Raw genomic sequence first — 15,663 nt, forward strand, 5'->3', positions numbered from 1 at the left:
ATTGAAAGCAGGGGCTCGGCCGCTTTTGCGCGGGAACGGCGTTGCGGCTCCCTTGTGCAGAATGACTGCACGGCAGTCACCGCGCCTTGTTCCCACGCAAAAGCGACTCGAGCGCGGACGCGCGATTAAATCAGCGTCTCCCTAGGCTGTGCCCCACGGGCACCCTTCGCGACAACCCCGCAGCCGAGACGCCCATGGAACCCGCCGCCACCGAACAGCGCTGGGGTCACCGCTACGCCTTTCTCCTCGCCGCCACGGCCTCGGCGGTCGGGCTCGGCAACATCTGGAAGTTTCCCTATGTCCTCGGGGAGAACGGGGGAGGGGCGTTCCTGCTCGTCTATCTGGCCGCGATCGCCGCCATCGGCGTCCCGGTGATGATGGCCGAGGTCATGATCGGGCGACGGGGACGCCACTCGCCCGGCTATGCCGCGCGCCGGGTCGCGCGCGAAACCGGTGCGCGCGAGGCCTGGCAGGTCGTGGGCTGGCTGGGTCTCGCCTCCGCCTTCCTGATTATGAGCTTCTACGTGGTCATCGCCGGCTGGTCACTGGCCTATGTCGGCAAGGCCGCGAGTGGCCAGTTCGCCGGAGCGGACGCCGACCAGGTCGCGGCCATCTTCGCCTCAATGACCGCCAATCCCGGAGAGATGATCCTGTGGACAAGTGTCGCCGTGATCGGGGCCTTCGTGATTGTCGGGTTCGGGCTGCGCCGGGGACTGGAGCGCGGCGTTCGTATCCTGATGCCGCTGTTGCTGTTATTGCTGCTGGTCACCACGCTGATCTCGCTGGCCGTCGGCGATCCGTCCAAGGCGTTCGCCTTCATGTTCCGGCCGGATTTTTCGGCACTGGACATGGGTGCCGTGCTGATCGCCATTGGCCAGGCCTTCTTCACCCTGACGCTCGCCGCCGGCGTGCTGATGATGTTCGGTGCCTATCTGCCGAGCGACAGTTCGATTGCACGCACCGCCGTCGGCGTAGCCCTGGCCGACACCCTGATCGCGATCATCGCCGGGATCGCGATCTTCCCGGTCGTGTTCGGCTTCGGGCTGGACCCGGCCGAGGGCCCGGGCCTGATGTTCCAGACCCTGCCCCTGTCACTGTCCGCGGTCCCGGCTGGTGTCTTGCTGGCCACCCTGTTCTTCGTGATGCTGAGCGTCGCCGGCTTCAGCACCATGATTACGAACGTGCAGGCCTTCGTACACCTGCTGGAGGAACGCCTGCACCTGAATCGCTGGGTCGCGGCGAGCGGGTGCGGGGTCGCCATCTGGCTGCTCAGCCTGGCGACCGTGTTCTCCTTCACCGGTGCTGGCTGGGCGCAACTCGAATGGTCGATCCTCGGGCGCGAGGTCACGAATGTCTTCGAGCTTGTCGAACACCTGTCCATCAACGTCCTGCTGCCACTGGGCGGACTGCTGATCGCGGTGTTCGTCGGCTGGGTAATCAAGCCGGACATCTCCCGCGAGGAGATCGCCACGGGCCCCGTCGCCTACCACGTCTGGCGCCTCTTCCTGCGCTATGTCGCGCCGCTGGCCATTGCCCTGGTCTTTCTCCAGCTCACCGGCCTGATTCCCGGCGCGTGAGGCAACTGGAGGCGCCGATGCGCCGCTGCCGCGGTGCTGCCTGTCACGGGCACCTAACAGGCAAGGACGCAGACCGCACAAGGCCCCGTTAGAATGCGCGGATGAACGGCGAGTGGATGATCACCTTCGAGATCGCGGCGACGCTGTTTGCCGGGCTCGGGCTGTTCTTCGTCGGCATTCGCCTGATCAGCGAGCACCTGCGCCAGCTCGCGGACCAGCGGCTGCGCGCCCTGGTGGGGCGCGCGACAGGCTCCAACCGCGCCGCCGCCTTCCTGGGTCTTGTGGGCGGGGCCATCACACAAAGCATCCACGCGGTCATCTTCGTGCTGATCTCGCTGGTCACCGCCGGTGTACTCGATACCCGGCGTGCCCAGCCGGTGATCAACTACGCCAATCTCGGGACCTCGCTGCTGGTCCTGATCGCCGCGCTCGACCTGACGCTGATGGTCTTTATCCTGGTCGGGATCACCGGGCTGCTGTTCTACTTCGACCGCGACCAGTCCGCCCGTGTACGCCACCTGATCCGCGCCATGCTCGGTATCGGGTTGCTGTTCCTCGGCCTGATGTTCATCAAGGAGGGCGCCAAACCACTGAGCGAGCTCACCTGGATGACCGGCCTGATGTCGCTATCGGCGCAATCCTTGCTGATCGCGTTCGCCACCGGCCTGATCTTTGCGGTCGTCGCGCACTCCGCGTCCAGCATCACCATCGTCACGATGGCACTCGCCGCCAGTGGCGTCATCGACCTCGAGTACGGCCTGATGGTGGTGTATGGAGCAAGCTTCGGGACGGGTGTGTCCACGCTGATCCTCGCCGCCTCGCACAAGGGACTGGGCCGCCAACTGGCGCTTTATCAGTTCATCCTCAAGGGGCTGGGTCTTCTCCTGCTGCTGCCGCTGTTCTGGATCGAGTTCTACGGCGGCGTCCCGCTGATCACCTCGGGCCTGGAAGCGCTCGCGATCGGCATCAGCCTGCAGATCGCGCTTGCCTACATCCTCTACCAGGTCGTCTGCGATCTGGCGATGCACCCGGTCCACGGGCCCGTTGCCCGCTTCCTGGAGCGCACCGCGCCCCCAACGGAGGAAGAGGCCCTGGGCAAGCCGCATTACATTTACGCAGGAGCCCAAAAAGACGCCGGGTCCGCACTGGTCCTGGTGGAGAAGGAGCAGTTGCGCCTGCTCAAGCGACTGCCCGACTATCTCGACAGCGTGCGCGACGACAGCGACGGCGCCCGCCACGAGCGCCTGGCGTTGCATCGCGGCAACCTGCAGGTCACCGAGGCCGTGGAACAGTTTCTCGACGAGATCCTCTCCGGCGCGCTGAGTGGCGCCACCCTCGATCATGCGATCGTGCTGAAGAACCGCAATCAGCTGCTGCTGCAGCTGGAAGACACGCTGAACGACCTCGCCACGGAGATCGAGCGTTCCCTCAATGCCGATGCCTCCGCGGAGGCCCGTGCCCTGACCCACAACCTGGTCGAGACCCTCCACATGATGCTGCTGACGCTGACCGACGCGGCGCGCAGCGGAGATGCCGACGACATCGCCCTGCTGCAGTCGCTGACCCACGACCGCTCAGAACTCATGGACTCGATCCGCCGACGGCTGCTCGCCTCCAGCGATCTCGAGGGCAGCGTACGCGACGCTGTGTTCGGCGCGACCAGCCTGTTCGAGCGAGGCATCTGGGTCCTGCGGCGCTATGCGCTGTTGTTGACGCCGCCGGAGGGGGCCTCCTACGAGGCCGAACCCGCCACCGCCCCCACCAAGTCTTAACGCCATATTTTTGATCACACGGCGAAGCTCATTGCCACGTGAGGCTGGGCCTGGTTCGTCATCCGATGTTTACGTGCCTTCGGTCCACATACTGCCGAGCGCTCACTCGCGAGCGCGCCGCGAGGTACTTTCTTGCTTGCCCAAGAAAGTACCCAAAGAAGGGCACCCGGATTCCGCCCGGGAACCTTGCTCCAGGGCCCTCGGGCCGGCGGCGCTGAAACTCGCTTCGCTCAGACAGTCAGCGCCTCTCTTCCGTCCCGAGGACCCTTCCGCAAGGGGCTGCATACGGGGGGATAAGGTCAAGACAACGGCGATCCAGACGTTCGTGGCAATGGTTGAAGACTAGGTGTTCCGACATCCTGGGCACGCGCGGCCTGCGGCCCTGGCGTGCCGCGCCCGCCAGCGGGCGCCAGACCCCATCGTAGGATGCTGATGAGCGTAGCGAATCGCATCAGGGTTGCCCCGACGTTGGCATGGTGCGTTTCGCTGCGCTCAACGCACCCTACAGCTCGGGACTTTAGGACAGGTGCGGGAACACCGTCGGTTTTGACCTTCCCTCCCGATATGAGCCCCTTGTGGAGGGCGGGACAGGCCGGACGATTCAAAATAGAAACGAGGGCGCTGATTGTCTGAGCGCAGCCGAAGGCGTAGCGAGTTCCAGCGCCGCCGGCTAGCGGGATTCGCCGTCGGATTCGGGGGAAGACTCGAGGCGGAGCTGACCATTGCCGTCGTCCTCGGGCGGTGCCAGCGTGAAGCCTGCGTCGGAGGCAACATCCGCCAGATCGCGGATCGCATCGAGCGGCGGCAGCTCCTCCAGCCGCTTCAGGCCGAGGTCGTCGAGGAACGTCCGCGTCGTCGCATACAGCGCAGGCCGGCCGGGCACCTCCTTGTGCCCCACCACGCGTACCCATTCGCGCTCCTGCAGGGTACGCATGATCCCGGAGCTGACCGCCACGCCACGTACTGCCTCGATCTCGGCGCGCGTCACCGGCTGGCGATAGGCAATGATCGCAAGCGTCTCCAGAAGTGCACGCGACAGCCGCGCGGGGCGCTCGGGCTGCGCCGCCTGCACCGTGGCCGAAAAACGCGTCCGCACGCGGAAGCGGTAGCCGCCAGCGGTGCGCACCAGCTCGATGGCCCGATCCGCATACCGGTCCTGCAGCCGGGCAATCGCCTGATCCAGCGTCTGCTGGTCGATCTCGCCCAGGTCCTCGCAGGCGGCCTTCAGGTCGCGCGGTGCGACCGGCTCGGCGGCGGCGAACAGGACCGCCTCGATCGCGAGTTCGATGGCGCCGAGCGTGTCGGTGTCGATCTCGGTAGCGGCCTGCGGGGCGTCAGGGCTGGTGACGTCGTTCATGCATCCTCCGTGTCCGGCCGGCCACCACGGCGGCGCAGGCGAATCGGGCTGTAGGGTTCGCTCTGGCCCCACTCCACCAGGCCGGACTTGGTCAGTTCCAGCACGGCGAGAAACGAAACCACCACGCCCTGGCGCCCTTCGGAGGCTAACAGGAGCGTGACGAAGTCGGTAAACCGCTCCGGGTGCAGGACCTCGAGGATACTGCTCATGCGCTCGCGCACCGACAACTGCTCGGTGGAGATGTGATGGTGTGCGGAGAGGCTGGCCCGATGCATCACCGCGGCCAGGGCTTCCATCAGCTCGTCCATCGTCGGGGCCGGGGGTGGCGGCCCTTCCAAAGCCTCGACGCTGGCAGCGGCGGCGTACACGTCGCGGTCCATGCGCGGGATCTCGTCCAGCCGCTCGGCCGCGGTCTTGAACTGTTCGTATTCCTGCAACTGCCGGATCAGCGCCATGCGCGGATCCGTGTCCTCGTCCGCGTCGGCCTGCACCGGGCGCGGCAGCAGCATGCGTGACTTGATCTCGGCGAGCAGGGCCGCCATCACCAGATACTCGCCGGCCAGCTCCAGGCGCAGTGCACGCATGACCTCTATATACGCCATGTACTGACGGGTGATCTCGGCGATCGGGATGGCGAGGATGTCGAGGTTCTGCCGCCGGATCAGGTACAGCAGCAGATCCAGCGGGCCCTCGAACGATTCGAGAAAGACCTCCAGCGCATCCGGGGGGATATACAAATCGGCTGGCAGCTCGGCCACCGGCTCGCCATGCACGCGATAGACAAACTCGCCTTCCGCTCCGGTCTCGACCGTCGCGGGGTTGTCCAGGTCCGTCAGCTCATCGCGCGGGTCCATGGCTCATCTCGGTGGGAGCTTCCCGAATGGGGTCATCGGAGGTAGTCCAGGCCCATCACACGGCGCACCTCTTCCAACGTCTCGCGCGCCTCTTCACGCGCGGCCTCGGAGCCCTCAACAATGATCGAGCGCACCAGCGCCGGGTCCTCGGCATACTCCTTGGCACGTTGCTGGATCGGCTCCAGTTCCGCCTGCACCTCTTCGATCAACGGCCGCTTGCAGTCGATGCAGCCGATCCCGGCCGAGGTGCAGCCCTCGTGCAGCTCGGCACGCTTAGCCTCGTCGGTGTAGACCAGATGCAGGTCCCAAACCGGGCATTTTTCCGGCGTGCCGGGATCGGTACGGCGCACGCGCGCCGGATCCGTCGGCATGGTCCGGATCAGCTTTTCCACCTCGGCCGGCTCGGTGCGCAGGCTGATGGTGTTGCCGTAGCTCTTGGACATCTTGCGCCCGTCCAGCCCCGGCATCTTCGCGGTCGGCGTGAGCCTGGCCTGAGGCTCCGGCAGGATGATCTTGCCACCACCTTCAAGGTAGCCGAACAGTCGTTCGCGATCCCCCAGCGAGATATTCTGCTGCGACTCGAGCATCGCCCGGGCGACTTCCAGCGCCTCGTCCTCGCCGTGCTCCTGGAAACGCTTGCGCAGGTCGCGGTAGCGCTTGGCGGCCTTCTTGCCCATCTTATCGATCGCGGCCTCGGCCTTCTCCGCAAACCCCGGCTCGCGACCATAGAGATGGTTGAAGCGACGCGCGATCTCGCGCGTCACCTCCAGATGCGAGACCTGATCCTCGCCGACCGGGACCATGCCGGCACGATAGGCAAGCACATCCGCACTTTGCAGCACGGGGTAGCCCAGAAAACCGTAGGTCGCCAGATCCTTCTCGCGCAGCTGTTCCTGCTGGTCCTTGTACGTGGGCACGCGCTCCAGCCAGCCGAGCGGGGTAATCATCGACAGCAACAGGTGCAGCTCCGCATGCTCCGGCACACGCGACTGCACGAACAGCGTCGCGGAGCCGGGGCTCACCCCGGCCGCCAGCCAGTCGATCACCATCTCGGTCACATGCTGCTGCAGATCGCCCGGGTCTTCGTAGTGCGTGGTCAGCGCGTGCCAGTCGGCGACGAAGAAGAAGCACTCGTAGTTGTGCTGCAGCTCGATCCAGTTTTTCAGGACGCCGTGATAATGGCCCAGATGCAGACGGCCGGTCGGGCGCATGCCCGAGATCACGCGCTGGTTCGTTCCCTGGTTGCTGGTCACGAGTGGTTCCTTCTCCGTTATTCGTGGGGTTCGTTGGGCACGATTCAGAACATTCCACCCGACAAGGCAAACAGCATGCCCAGCAGGGCTGCTGTGCGATCACGTTCATTCACGTACACGCGACCATCCTCCATCGTCAGGTGTCCGCGCCAGAGCTCAGCATCGGCGTCACGCTGCAACCAGCCCTGGGCCGCCAGGGCATGGAGACGCTGGTCCAGCTCCGCGTCGGGATAGGCCGCGTCGAACTCGCGCACCCATTCCAGCCCGAGCCGCAGTTCGCTGTCCAGTACCACCGTCTCCAGCGGCCGGGTGCGGAAGCCGCGCGCATCACCGCGCAGGCCCAGCTCGGTGTCCAGGGCCACCTGATGTGCGGCGGACTCATTGAACGAGGCCTTCAGCTCGACCGCTGGGCTGTGTTCGATCATGCGCTCGATCGCGTCGGTGATCACCGACCCGCCGAGCGCCAGGCGCTGCCCGCGTTCGAGTTCACGCTCCTGCAGCGCCTCCAGGTCCTGGATCATCTGCAACAGTGCCGGGCGATCCCAGCGCAGCACCGCCAACTGGAGATCTACGGTCTCGAGTTCCAGCACGTCGGCATCCGCCTCGCGCAGGCGGACTTCGTCGATCTCCAGACGGAGGCGGCTGTCCAGGCGATCGTTGTTGGTCTTCTGGAAGGCGTTCACCCGCGGCCGGGTCAGCTCCATTTCGCCCTGCTCGTCGCGAAAGTGCAGCTGCGCGGCCGCCAGGCCGCCCTCGTAATCCGGCAGGCGGCCGTAGATGCCATCCGCGTCCGGTTCGAACACGGTCGCAAAACGGGCCTGCTCGATCCGCAGGTCCGCCTCGTCGTCATGCAGACGCAGTGCCGGCAGGTCCAGGCTCAGCAGCAGTTGCTCCGCCGACCAGGCAAAGCGCCCCTGGCCTGCATCCAGCTCGAGCCACAGCGGCCCTTCGCTATCAACACGGTCGGCCACATCCGGAACCTCCATCAGGTCCAGCGTCAGGGGCTCGAACTGCACACGCGTGGTCAGACGCCCACCCATGCCGGCGTGCGTCTGCACAACCAGATCGAGCTCACGCAGCAGATGGGCCGCGAGCGAGCCCTCCGGGGCCTCGAGCGCATCCAGGTCCACGTTCGATTCGCCACGCGCGCCGAGCACCCCGTGGCGCACCCGGTGTTCCAGGGGGATAACCAGCTCGGCCTCGCCGTCGTCGAGCGTCAGCTCGCTGCGCGCGGTGGCAGTGCGATAGCTGCGCCGGTACTCGACCATCTCGTGGCGCAGATCCACCTCGCCGATACGTGCCTGCTGGGCCTCGGTCACGTTGCGCTCGACCTGCCCGCCGACAAACACCGGCCAGGCGGCGACCACGATCAACAGCACCAGTACCAGCACAACCCACTTACGCATCACGCCTCTCCCGAGTCTCCATGCCCTCACGCTTCCTCAAGAAACGCCACGTCGCCGACCCCGTGACGGATGATCTCCGGCACATCACCGGTAAGGTCGATCACGCTCGTCGGCTCCAGGGTACCGGCCCCACCATCAACGACCTCGTCCACGACCTTCGACAACCGCTCGTCGATCACCCAGGGCTCGCTCAGCGGCAGATCCTCGCCCGGAAGCTGCAGGGTCGCGGTCATCAACGGCGACCCCAGCTCCTCCAGCAGCGACGAGACAATGCGGCTGTCCGGAACGCGCAGACCAATGGTGCGTCGCTTGGGGTGCTGCAGGCGGCGTGGGACCTCGCGCGTAGCGGGCAAAATGAAGGTATAGGGCCCGGGTGTCAGCCCCTTCATCAGGCGAAAGGCCGTGTTGTCCACCTTGGCATAGACGCCGAGCTCCGAGAGATCCCGGCACAGCAGCGTGAGGTGATGGGTCTCGTCGACCTGGCGGATGCGGCGGATACGGTCGGCGCCCGCCTTGTCGCCTGGCAGACAGGCCAGGGCATAGCAGGCATCGGTCGGGATCGCGATCACGGCACCCTCGTGCAGCCGCTCCAGGACTTGCCGGATCAGCCGGGGCTGCGGGTTTTCGGGGTGTATCGCGATCATGAAGTCGGGCCACTGATGACAAGGCGCGCAGTGTAGCGCATGGTGGGCGCCGCTTATAAGGCGCCCCGGCTGCGTTAGAATTCACGTTCCAACCCACGGAGACCTCGCTTCATGCTCTACATGATCCAGGGCCAGGATGCCCCCGACTCGCTGGATGCCCGCCTGGCCGCACGGCCGGAACACGTAGCCCGCCTGCAGGCACTGCACGAGGCCGGCCGCCTGGTCCTGGCCGGCCCGTTACCGGCGATCGACAGCAACGACCCGGGCCCCGCCGGCTTCACCGGCAGCCTGATCGTGGCCGAGTTTCCGTCGCTTGAGGCCGCCCACGAGTGGGCCGACGCCGATCCCTATGTCGCCTCGGGGGTCTATGCCTCGGTGGATGTTCGCCCCTTCAAGCAGGTGTTTTGAGCATGCGTACCCGTTCCGCCACGTTCGTTGCCGCCCTCGCCCTCGCGGGCCTTCTGGCCGCCTGCGGGAATGGCGACGAGGGCCTGCCGCTGCCCGACGAAGAGGCCAGCGAGAACGACGAAGTCATCACCGATACCGATGACGAGGACACCGTCGCCATCGTCAACGGCCGCGCGATCACCCGCGCCGACCTGTTCACCTATGCCGGCATGGACGAGGATCCGGGGCTGGCCGCGCAGGGCGAAGGCGTACTGGACGAGGTCATCAGCCTGGAGCTGCTGCGCCAGGAGGCATTGGAACGCGGGCTGGGCGACGACCCCGAGATCCAGCGCATCCTGAAGATGGTCGAGACCAACCTGCTGGCTTCCACGCTGATGGAACGCATCGCCGAGGAACTGGACATCACCGACGAGGACGTGGAAGCGGAATACGAGCGCCAGGTCGAGTACCTGCGCGGCACCGAGTACCGCGCCCGTCACATCCTGGTCGAGGACGAGGACAGCGCCCGTGAGCTGCTGGCACAACTGGACGACGGGGCCGATTTTGCGGAGCTGGCCGAGGAGCACTCCATCGACCCGGGGTCCGCCGCACGGGGCGGAGACCTGGGCTGGTTCACGCCCGATGGCATGGTGCCGGAATTCGCGGCCGCCACCGAGGCCCTGGAACCCGGCGAGACGACCGACGCGCCCGTGCAGTCACAGTTTGGCTGGCACCTGATCCGTCTGGACGACACCCGCGAGGCTGAAGTCCCGCCGCTGGACGAGGTGCGCGCCGAGATCATCGAGATCCTGGAAAGCCGCGCCATTCAGGAAAAGCTGGAGGCCCTGCGCGCCGAGGCGACGATCGAGATCCCGAACCGGCCGGAGAACTGATTCGGCCCGTTCGGGCGGGCTCGTCAGTGCCCGTGACCGCCGTGCCCGTGACCCGCGTCATCGTGTTCCATGTGGTCGTGCCCGGCACCCTCCTCGGCTTCGCCGCGGCGGACCTGCATGTGCAGATCCATCGTCTCGCCGTCCTCGAAGGTCACCCGCACGGCGACCCAGTCACCGGCCGTCAACGGTTCGTGCAGATCGATGAACATCAGGTGCAGGCCGCCCGGCTCCAGCACCAGGGCCTCGCCCGCGGGCAGGTCCAGGTACTCGACCTCGCGCATGCGCATCACGCCATCTTCATAGGTGTGCTCGTGCAATTCGGTGGTCTCGGCAATCGGCGACTCTGCGGCCACGATTCGACGGTCGGACTCGCCGGTGTTTCGCAGCTCCAGGTACCCGGCGGTCGTATCCCCCGGCACCAGGCGCACCCACGGCGTGCCTTCCATCTCCAGCCCTTCCAGGCATTCGCACACGTTCGGTTCGTCGTCGGCCATCGCGGTGCCACCACCCACACCGAGGCCAAGGACCAGGGCGAAGGCCCCGAGGTGTCGTAATACGCCAAATTTGGTCATCGCTCTCTCCAAACATCTGACGGGCCGCATACTAAGGAAACACTGATCAATGTACACACTCGCGCTCGAGTCACTTTTGCGTGCGAACAAGGCGCGGTGACTGCCGTGCAGTCATTCTGCACAAGGGAGCCGCAACGCCGTTCCCGCGCAAAAGCGGCCGAGCCCCTCCGGGGTTGGTACCCCAGGTTCCCCGATCCTGCGTTGCGCCGCTTGCGGGTAGAACCACTACCCGCTGCACGACGCGTCTTGCCTCGGAAAACCTGGGATACCAACGCGAGTGTGTACATTGATCAGTGTTTCCTTAACCCAGCAGGGATCATCGGCGAGGCAGGGTCGCGCACACAGACAATTCGCTTAAAATGACGCTCCGGGAAGGAACCCTCCGCCCTCCACGTGCCTCCAAGCGACCGGCCCTGCCCCATCCGACCGAGAATACGATGCCGCGCCTACTTCGACGTGCCCTGCCCCCTTTGCTGATCCTCGCCGCCGCGATCGTGGGCTTCCTCGTATTGCGCGCGACCGGCCCCGAGGCGCCTGCGCCAGAGGCCACCGAACGGACCTGGCCGGTGCAGGGGCTGGTGGCCGAACTCGGCGAACACCACCCGGGCATCCTGCTGAACGGGCGCAGCGCGTCGGCCCAGACGGCCACGCTGCGCGCAGCCGTGGAGGGCGAGATCGAGGCCGTCCCGGCCCGGATCGGGGCGCACATGGAGGCTGGCGAAACCCTGGTACGCATCGACCCGCGCGAGGCAGAACTGCTGCTGGCCCAGCGCACGGCCGAACGCCGTGAGCTCGAGGGAGCGAAGGAGAGCGAGGAGATCCGTGCCCGCTTCGATCGCGAGGCCCTGGTGCGCGAGCGCGAGCTCCTGGAGATCGCCGAGCGTGGGCTGCGCCGGGCTCAGAACCTGCGTGAACGCGATCTTGGTTCCGAAACCGACGTGGACACGGCCCGGGAGGCCCTGGAGCAGGCCAGCCTGACGGTGGACAACCGCGAACAGGCGGTGGCCGATGCCCCGATGCGCATGGCCCAGGCAGAGGCCCGCCTGGAGCGCGCACGGGCTGCCGAGGACCAGGCACGCATCGATCTCGAGCGCACCACGATCACCGCACCCTTCGATGCCCGCGTGGTCGAGGTCGAGGTGGCAGCCGGCGAGCGCGCCCGCTCGGGCGACCCGCTCGTGCGCCTGTTCGCGCTCGACGACCTGGAGATTCGCGCCAGCATCCCGGCCTACATCCTCCCGCGCATCGAAGATCTGCTGGACGCGGGCGAGCAGCTGACCGCCCATGCCCGGGTGGGCGGGCGGACGGTGCGTACCGAACTGACGCGCCTGGAAGGCGAAACGCGTGCGGGCGAGGCCGGCACGCGCGGCATCTTCGAGGTGCGCGAAGGGCATTCCGCGCTGAACCTCAACCGCTTCGTCGAACTGACGCTGCGGTTACCGGCCGAGGCCGACAGCGTGGCCGTGCCCTACGAGGCCCTCTATGGCCGTGACCAGGTATTCCGCGTGGTGGATGACCGCATGCAGTCGCTGCGGGTCGAGCGCCTCGGCGAGTTCGTGACCGACGCCGGGGACGTCCGGGCGCTGATCCGTCATCCGGATCTGGAGACGGGCGACATCCTGGTCGCCACCCGCCTGCCCAATGCCGTGGACGGACTGAAGGTCGAGGTCGAGGAGCCTGGCGAACGCCCGGACCGCGATGCCGCGATCCCGCGCGCCTCCGGCAGCAACGAGGAACAGGATCCAAACGATGGCTGACGCCGATCCCGGCCAGCGCGCCGGCGACGGCCCGGACGAGCGCCCGATGCCCGGCGGGGGGACACGCGACAACGGCCAGCCACCGCGCGGTCCCATTCAGCTGTTCCTGGAACACCGCCTGGCCGCGAATCTCCTGATCGCACTGATGGTGTTGGCCGGGGCGTTCGCACTGACCAAACTGAACACCCAGTTCTTCCCGAACTTCGAGCTGGACTTCATGACCGTGGAAGTGGTCTGGAGCGGGGCCAGTGCGGAGGACGTGGAACAGGCGATCATCGATCCGCTGGAACAGGACCTGCGCACCGTGGACGGCCTGCGCAACATGACCTCGACCTCCGCGCTGGGGGTCGGCGTGGTCACGCTGGAGTTCGAAGCGGGCACCGACATGACGCGGGCCGCCGAACAGGTCAACGACCGCGTTGACCAGCAGCGCAATCTGCCGGAAGACGCCGAAACCCCCGTGGTCAAACGGATCATCCGCTACGAACCCGTGGCGCGGCTGCTGATTACCGGCCCGGAAGACCCGCAGCAGCTGCGCCGGCTGGCACGCCAGTTCGAGCGGGAATTGCTGGATGCCGGCATCGCCCAGATCGAGTTTACCGGGCTGACCGAAGACGAGATGGCCATCCAGGTGCCGGCCCGCGAGCTTTACCGCCTGGATATGACCCTGGACCAGATCGGTGCGCAGGTCCGCGAGATGGCACAGGACTTCCCCGCCGGCTCGGTCGGCCGTGACGATACCGCGCGTCAGATCCGCAGTCTGGAGCAGGCGCGCGACGTTATCGGCTTCGAGCGGCTGATCCTGCGTGGCGACACCGATCTGGGACGAATCAGGCTGGGCGATATCGCCGACATCGAACTGCGCCCGCGCGATGGCGAGGTGCGCAGTCGTGCCAACGGCAAGCCCGCGATCGAGATGCAGCTGCTGCGTTCGGAGACGGGCGACTCGCTGGAGGCCGCGCGCGTCCTCGAGGACTGGCTGGAGGCGACCAGGCCCACCCTGCCCCCGGGCGTGGATGTCCAGGTGATGGATGCCTTCTGGGAACTGCTGGCCGAGCGCATCAACCTGTTGCTGAAAAATGGCCTTGGCGGCCTGATGCTGGTGCTGGGGATCCTGTTTTTGTTCCTCAACCGACATGTCGCGCTGCGCGTGGCGCTGGGTATCCCGATCGCGTTTACCGCCGCCTTTGTCGTGCTGTGGGTCGTGGGTGGCTCGATCAACATGATCTCGCTGTTCGGCTTCATCATGTCGCTGGGGATCATCGTCGACAACGCGATCGTGGTCTCGGAGCACGCCTACAGCCTGCACCAGCGCGGGCTGGACGCGGGCCGGGCCGCGCGCGACGGCGCCCGGCGCATGGTCGGGCCGGTGATTGCAGCCTCGTTGACCACGGTCGCCGCCTTCATGCCGCTGATGCTGATTGGCGGAGTGATCGGCAACATCCTGTTCGACATCCCGCTGGTGGTGATCTGCGTGATCGTGGCAACCCTGCTGATCGCGTTCCTGATCCTGCCGGCCCACTTGAAGGGGGTGATGCACCGACTGAAGGAACCGCCCGAAAACAGCCTGCGGGCACGCTTCGATGCCGGCTTCGAACATCTGCGTAACGGCCCGTTCCGCCGTGCCGTTACGCGCTCGGTGGACCACGCGGGTGTCACGCTGGCGCTGGCCGTGGGCGCGCTGATTCTCGCCATTGGCCTGGCCGCCAGTGGCCGCATCGGCTTCACCTTCTTCCCCTCGCCCGAGGGCACCATCGTCAACGCCGGGGTGAACTTCGTCGCCGGCACGCCGCCGGAGCGGGTGGAGTCGTTCCTGATCCACGCCGAACGCGCCCTCGAGGAGACCGAGGAGGCGCTGGGCGGCAATCTGGTCCGCACCTCCGTGACCCGTCTCGGCAAGGGGATCGACCCGGGCGATGGCAATGCACCCAAGGGGGAGCAGTTCGGCAACATCCAGGTGGAGCTGGTCTCGCCGGAAGAACGGACCGTGCGCAACCGCGAGTTCATCCGCGAATGGGAAGACCGCATCCAGCAGGCCCCCGGCATCGAGAACTTCTCCATCGACGAGCGCCAGACCGGCCCGCCCGGGCGGGACCTCGATATCCGCCTGACCGGGGACGACCCGCATGTACTGAAGGAGGCGGCGCTGGAGCTGGCCGACATGCTGGACGACTTCCCCGGGACCTTCGCCACCAGCGACGACACTCCGTTCGGGCGCGAGCAGTTCGTGTTTCAGGTGAAGCCCGAGGGCCGTGCGGTCGGGCTGACGACCGAATCGGTCGGGATACAGTTGCGCAACGCCTTTGATGGCTACCTTGCCCAGCTCTATCAGGATGGGCTGGAAGAAGTGGAGGTGCGCGTGCGTCTGCCGGATGGCGAACGCCACCGCAGCGAAAGTCTGGAACGGCTGAACCTGCGTCTCCCGGACGGGGCCTTCGTGCCACTGGACGACGTCGTGGAATTGCGCTCGCGCCAGGGGTTCGAGACCCTGCGCCACGCCGATACACGACTGGCCATCCAGGTTTCGACCGAGGTAGACCGGGCGATCAACAACGCCGCCCGTATCCGGGCGGCACTCGAGGACGGGCCACTGGACGAACTGGCCAACCGCTATGGTGTCGAGTACTCGTTCGAGGGGCGCGCGGCCGACCAGGAGGAGACCTTTGCCGACATGCAGATGGGCCTGATCCTGGCGCTTGGCCTGATGTACATCGTGCTCGCCTGGGTGTTCGCCTCCTGGGGCTGGCCACTGATCGTGATGGCGATCATCCCCTTCGGGATCCTCGGTGCGCTGTTCGGGCACTGGGTGATGGGTGTGGAGCTCACCATCCTGTCGCTGTTCGGCCTGTTCGGGCTGACCGGGATCGTGGTCAACAACTCGATTATCCTGGTCAGCTTCTACCAGGGATTGCGCGAAACCGGCCTCGCCCTGCGCGAGGCCATCGTGGAGGCCGCCTGTCAGCGCCTGCGCGCGGTCATCCTGACCTCGGTCACCACCATCGCCGGTCTTACCCCGCTGCTGTTCGAGCGCTCGGTGCAGGCCCAGTTCCTGATCCCAATGGCGATCTCGATCGTCTTCGGGCTGGCCTTCGCCACCCTGTTGGTGCTGTTCGTGATCCCCGCCCTGCTGCGTCTGTACGAGGGTCGATTCGGGCGTGCTGAGGCCACCGAGGCACCCGTTTCTTGATTCT

12 protein-coding genes are annotated in these 15,663 nt (G+C 66.5%); 6 read left to right on the forward strand and 6 right to left on the reverse strand.

Going from position 1 to position 15,663, the window contains the following annotated elements:
- Positions 1-194 precede the first annotated feature (194 nt).
- Together C935_RS0111890 and C935_RS0111895 are read left to right on the forward strand one after the other, a co-directional pair.
- A complete protein-coding gene (locus tag C935_RS0111890) occupies positions 195-1,577 on the forward strand; it encodes a sodium-dependent transporter (RefSeq protein ID WP_018862718.1) in 1,383 nt (460 codons plus the stop codon).
- A gap of 101 nt (positions 1,578-1,678) precedes the next feature.
- Positions 1,679-3,349 carry a Na/Pi cotransporter family protein gene (locus tag C935_RS0111895; protein WP_018862719.1) on the forward strand — a complete coding sequence of 557 codons (1,671 nt, stop codon included), beginning with the start codon at positions 1,679-1,681 and terminating at the stop codon, positions 3,347-3,349.
- A gap of 670 nt (positions 3,350-4,019) precedes the next feature.
- Here C935_RS0111895 and scpB read toward each other — a convergent pair.
- From scpB to C935_RS0111920, 5 genes are read right to left on the reverse strand one after another with little or no spacing between them, the layout of a single operon-like run.
- Positions 4,020-4,706, reverse strand: a complete 687-nt coding sequence (scpB, locus tag C935_RS0111900; protein ID WP_018862720.1) for an SMC-Scp complex subunit ScpB — start codon at positions 4,704-4,706, stop codon at positions 4,020-4,022.
- The gene (locus C935_RS0111905) at positions 4,703-5,560 is read right to left on the reverse strand and encodes a ScpA family protein (RefSeq protein WP_018862721.1); all 858 of its coding nucleotides are present in this window, start codon (positions 5,558-5,560) and stop codon (positions 4,703-4,705) included. The genes scpB and C935_RS0111905 overlap by 4 nt, the downstream gene beginning before the upstream one ends.
- Positions 5,561-5,592: 32 nt before the next feature.
- Positions 5,593-6,813, reverse strand: coding sequence for a tryptophan--tRNA ligase (locus C935_RS0111910; RefSeq protein WP_018862722.1), 1,221 nt, complete (start codon positions 6,811-6,813; stop codon positions 5,593-5,595).
- Between the two features lie 44 nt (positions 6,814-6,857).
- On the reverse strand, positions 6,858-8,219 hold the full coding sequence (locus tag C935_RS0111915) for a DUF945 family protein (protein ID WP_018862723.1): 1,362 nt from the start codon (positions 8,217-8,219) through the stop codon (positions 6,858-6,860).
- A 26-nt stretch (positions 8,220-8,245) separates the two neighbouring features.
- Complete coding sequence (locus C935_RS0111920; RefSeq protein ID WP_018862724.1) at positions 8,246-8,863, reverse strand: L-threonylcarbamoyladenylate synthase; 618 nt, start codon at positions 8,861-8,863, stop codon at positions 8,246-8,248.
- Positions 8,864-8,974: 111 nt separating this feature from the next.
- Between C935_RS0111920 and C935_RS0111925 the strand changes: the two genes are divergently transcribed.
- Together C935_RS0111925 and C935_RS0111930 are read left to right on the forward strand one after the other, a co-directional pair.
- Positions 8,975-9,271, forward strand: a complete 297-nt coding sequence (locus C935_RS0111925; protein ID WP_018862725.1) for a YciI family protein — start codon at positions 8,975-8,977, stop codon at positions 9,269-9,271.
- A gap of 2 nt (positions 9,272-9,273) precedes the next feature.
- Positions 9,274-10,143: a peptidylprolyl isomerase gene (locus C935_RS0111930; protein WP_018862726.1), complete on the forward strand. Its 870-nt coding sequence runs from the start codon at positions 9,274-9,276 to the stop codon at positions 10,141-10,143.
- Between the two features lie 23 nt (positions 10,144-10,166).
- On the opposite strand, the gene C935_RS0111935 is transcribed toward C935_RS0111930, so the two are convergent.
- Positions 10,167-10,715, reverse strand: coding sequence for a copper chaperone PCu(A)C (locus C935_RS0111935; protein ID WP_018862727.1), 549 nt, complete (start codon positions 10,713-10,715; stop codon positions 10,167-10,169).
- A gap of 437 nt (positions 10,716-11,152) precedes the next feature.
- On the opposite strand from C935_RS0111935, the gene C935_RS0111940 reads away from it, so the two are divergent.
- Positions 11,153-12,472 (forward strand): efflux RND transporter periplasmic adaptor subunit, encoded by a 1,320-nt coding sequence (locus C935_RS0111940; protein WP_018862728.1) that lies wholly within the window; start codon positions 11,153-11,155, stop codon positions 12,470-12,472.
- Positions 12,465-15,659, forward strand: a complete 3,195-nt coding sequence (locus C935_RS0111945) for an efflux RND transporter permease subunit (protein ID WP_018862729.1) — start codon at positions 12,465-12,467, stop codon at positions 15,657-15,659. The genes C935_RS0111940 and C935_RS0111945 overlap by 8 nt, the downstream gene beginning before the upstream one ends.
- Positions 15,660-15,663: the final 4 nt, after the last annotated feature.

The sequence above is a fragment of the Thioalkalivibrio sp. ALJ3 genome (assembly GCF_000377205.1).
Taxonomy (GTDB): domain Bacteria; phylum Pseudomonadota; class Gammaproteobacteria; order Ectothiorhodospirales; family Ectothiorhodospiraceae; genus Thioalkalivibrio.

What these genes read in the sequence shown, in the direction of transcription:
- C935_RS0111940 (WP_018862728.1), top strand. Translation starts at nt 11,153, where the DNA reads ATGCCGCGCCTACTTCGACGTGCCCTGCCCCCTTTGCTGATCCTCGCC.
- C935_RS0111895 (WP_018862719.1), top strand. Translation starts at nt 1,679, where the DNA reads ATGAACGGCGAGTGGATGATCACCTTCGAGATCGCGGCGACGCTGTTT.
- scpB (WP_018862720.1), bottom strand. Translation starts at nt 4,706, where the DNA reads ATGAACGACGTCACCAGCCCTGACGCCCCGCAGGCCGCTACCGAGATC.
- C935_RS0111905 (WP_018862721.1), bottom strand. Translation starts at nt 5,560, where the DNA reads ATGGACCCGCGCGATGAGCTGACGGACCTGGACAACCCCGCGACGGTC.
- C935_RS0111945 (WP_018862729.1), top strand. Translation starts at nt 12,465, where the DNA reads ATGGCTGACGCCGATCCCGGCCAGCGCGCCGGCGACGGCCCGGACGAG.
- C935_RS0111915 (WP_018862723.1), bottom strand. Translation starts at nt 8,219, where the DNA reads ATGCGTAAGTGGGTTGTGCTGGTACTGGTGCTGTTGATCGTGGTCGCC.
- C935_RS0111925 (WP_018862725.1), top strand. Translation starts at nt 8,975, where the DNA reads ATGCTCTACATGATCCAGGGCCAGGATGCCCCCGACTCGCTGGATGCC.
- C935_RS0111930 (WP_018862726.1), top strand. Translation starts at nt 9,274, where the DNA reads ATGCGTACCCGTTCCGCCACGTTCGTTGCCGCCCTCGCCCTCGCGGGC.
- C935_RS0111920 (WP_018862724.1), bottom strand. Translation starts at nt 8,863, where the DNA reads ATGATCGCGATACACCCCGAAAACCCGCAGCCCCGGCTGATCCGGCAA.
- C935_RS0111890 (WP_018862718.1), top strand. Translation starts at nt 195, where the DNA reads ATGGAACCCGCCGCCACCGAACAGCGCTGGGGTCACCGCTACGCCTTT.
- C935_RS0111935 (WP_018862727.1), bottom strand. Translation starts at nt 10,715, where the DNA reads ATGACCAAATTTGGCGTATTACGACACCTCGGGGCCTTCGCCCTGGTC.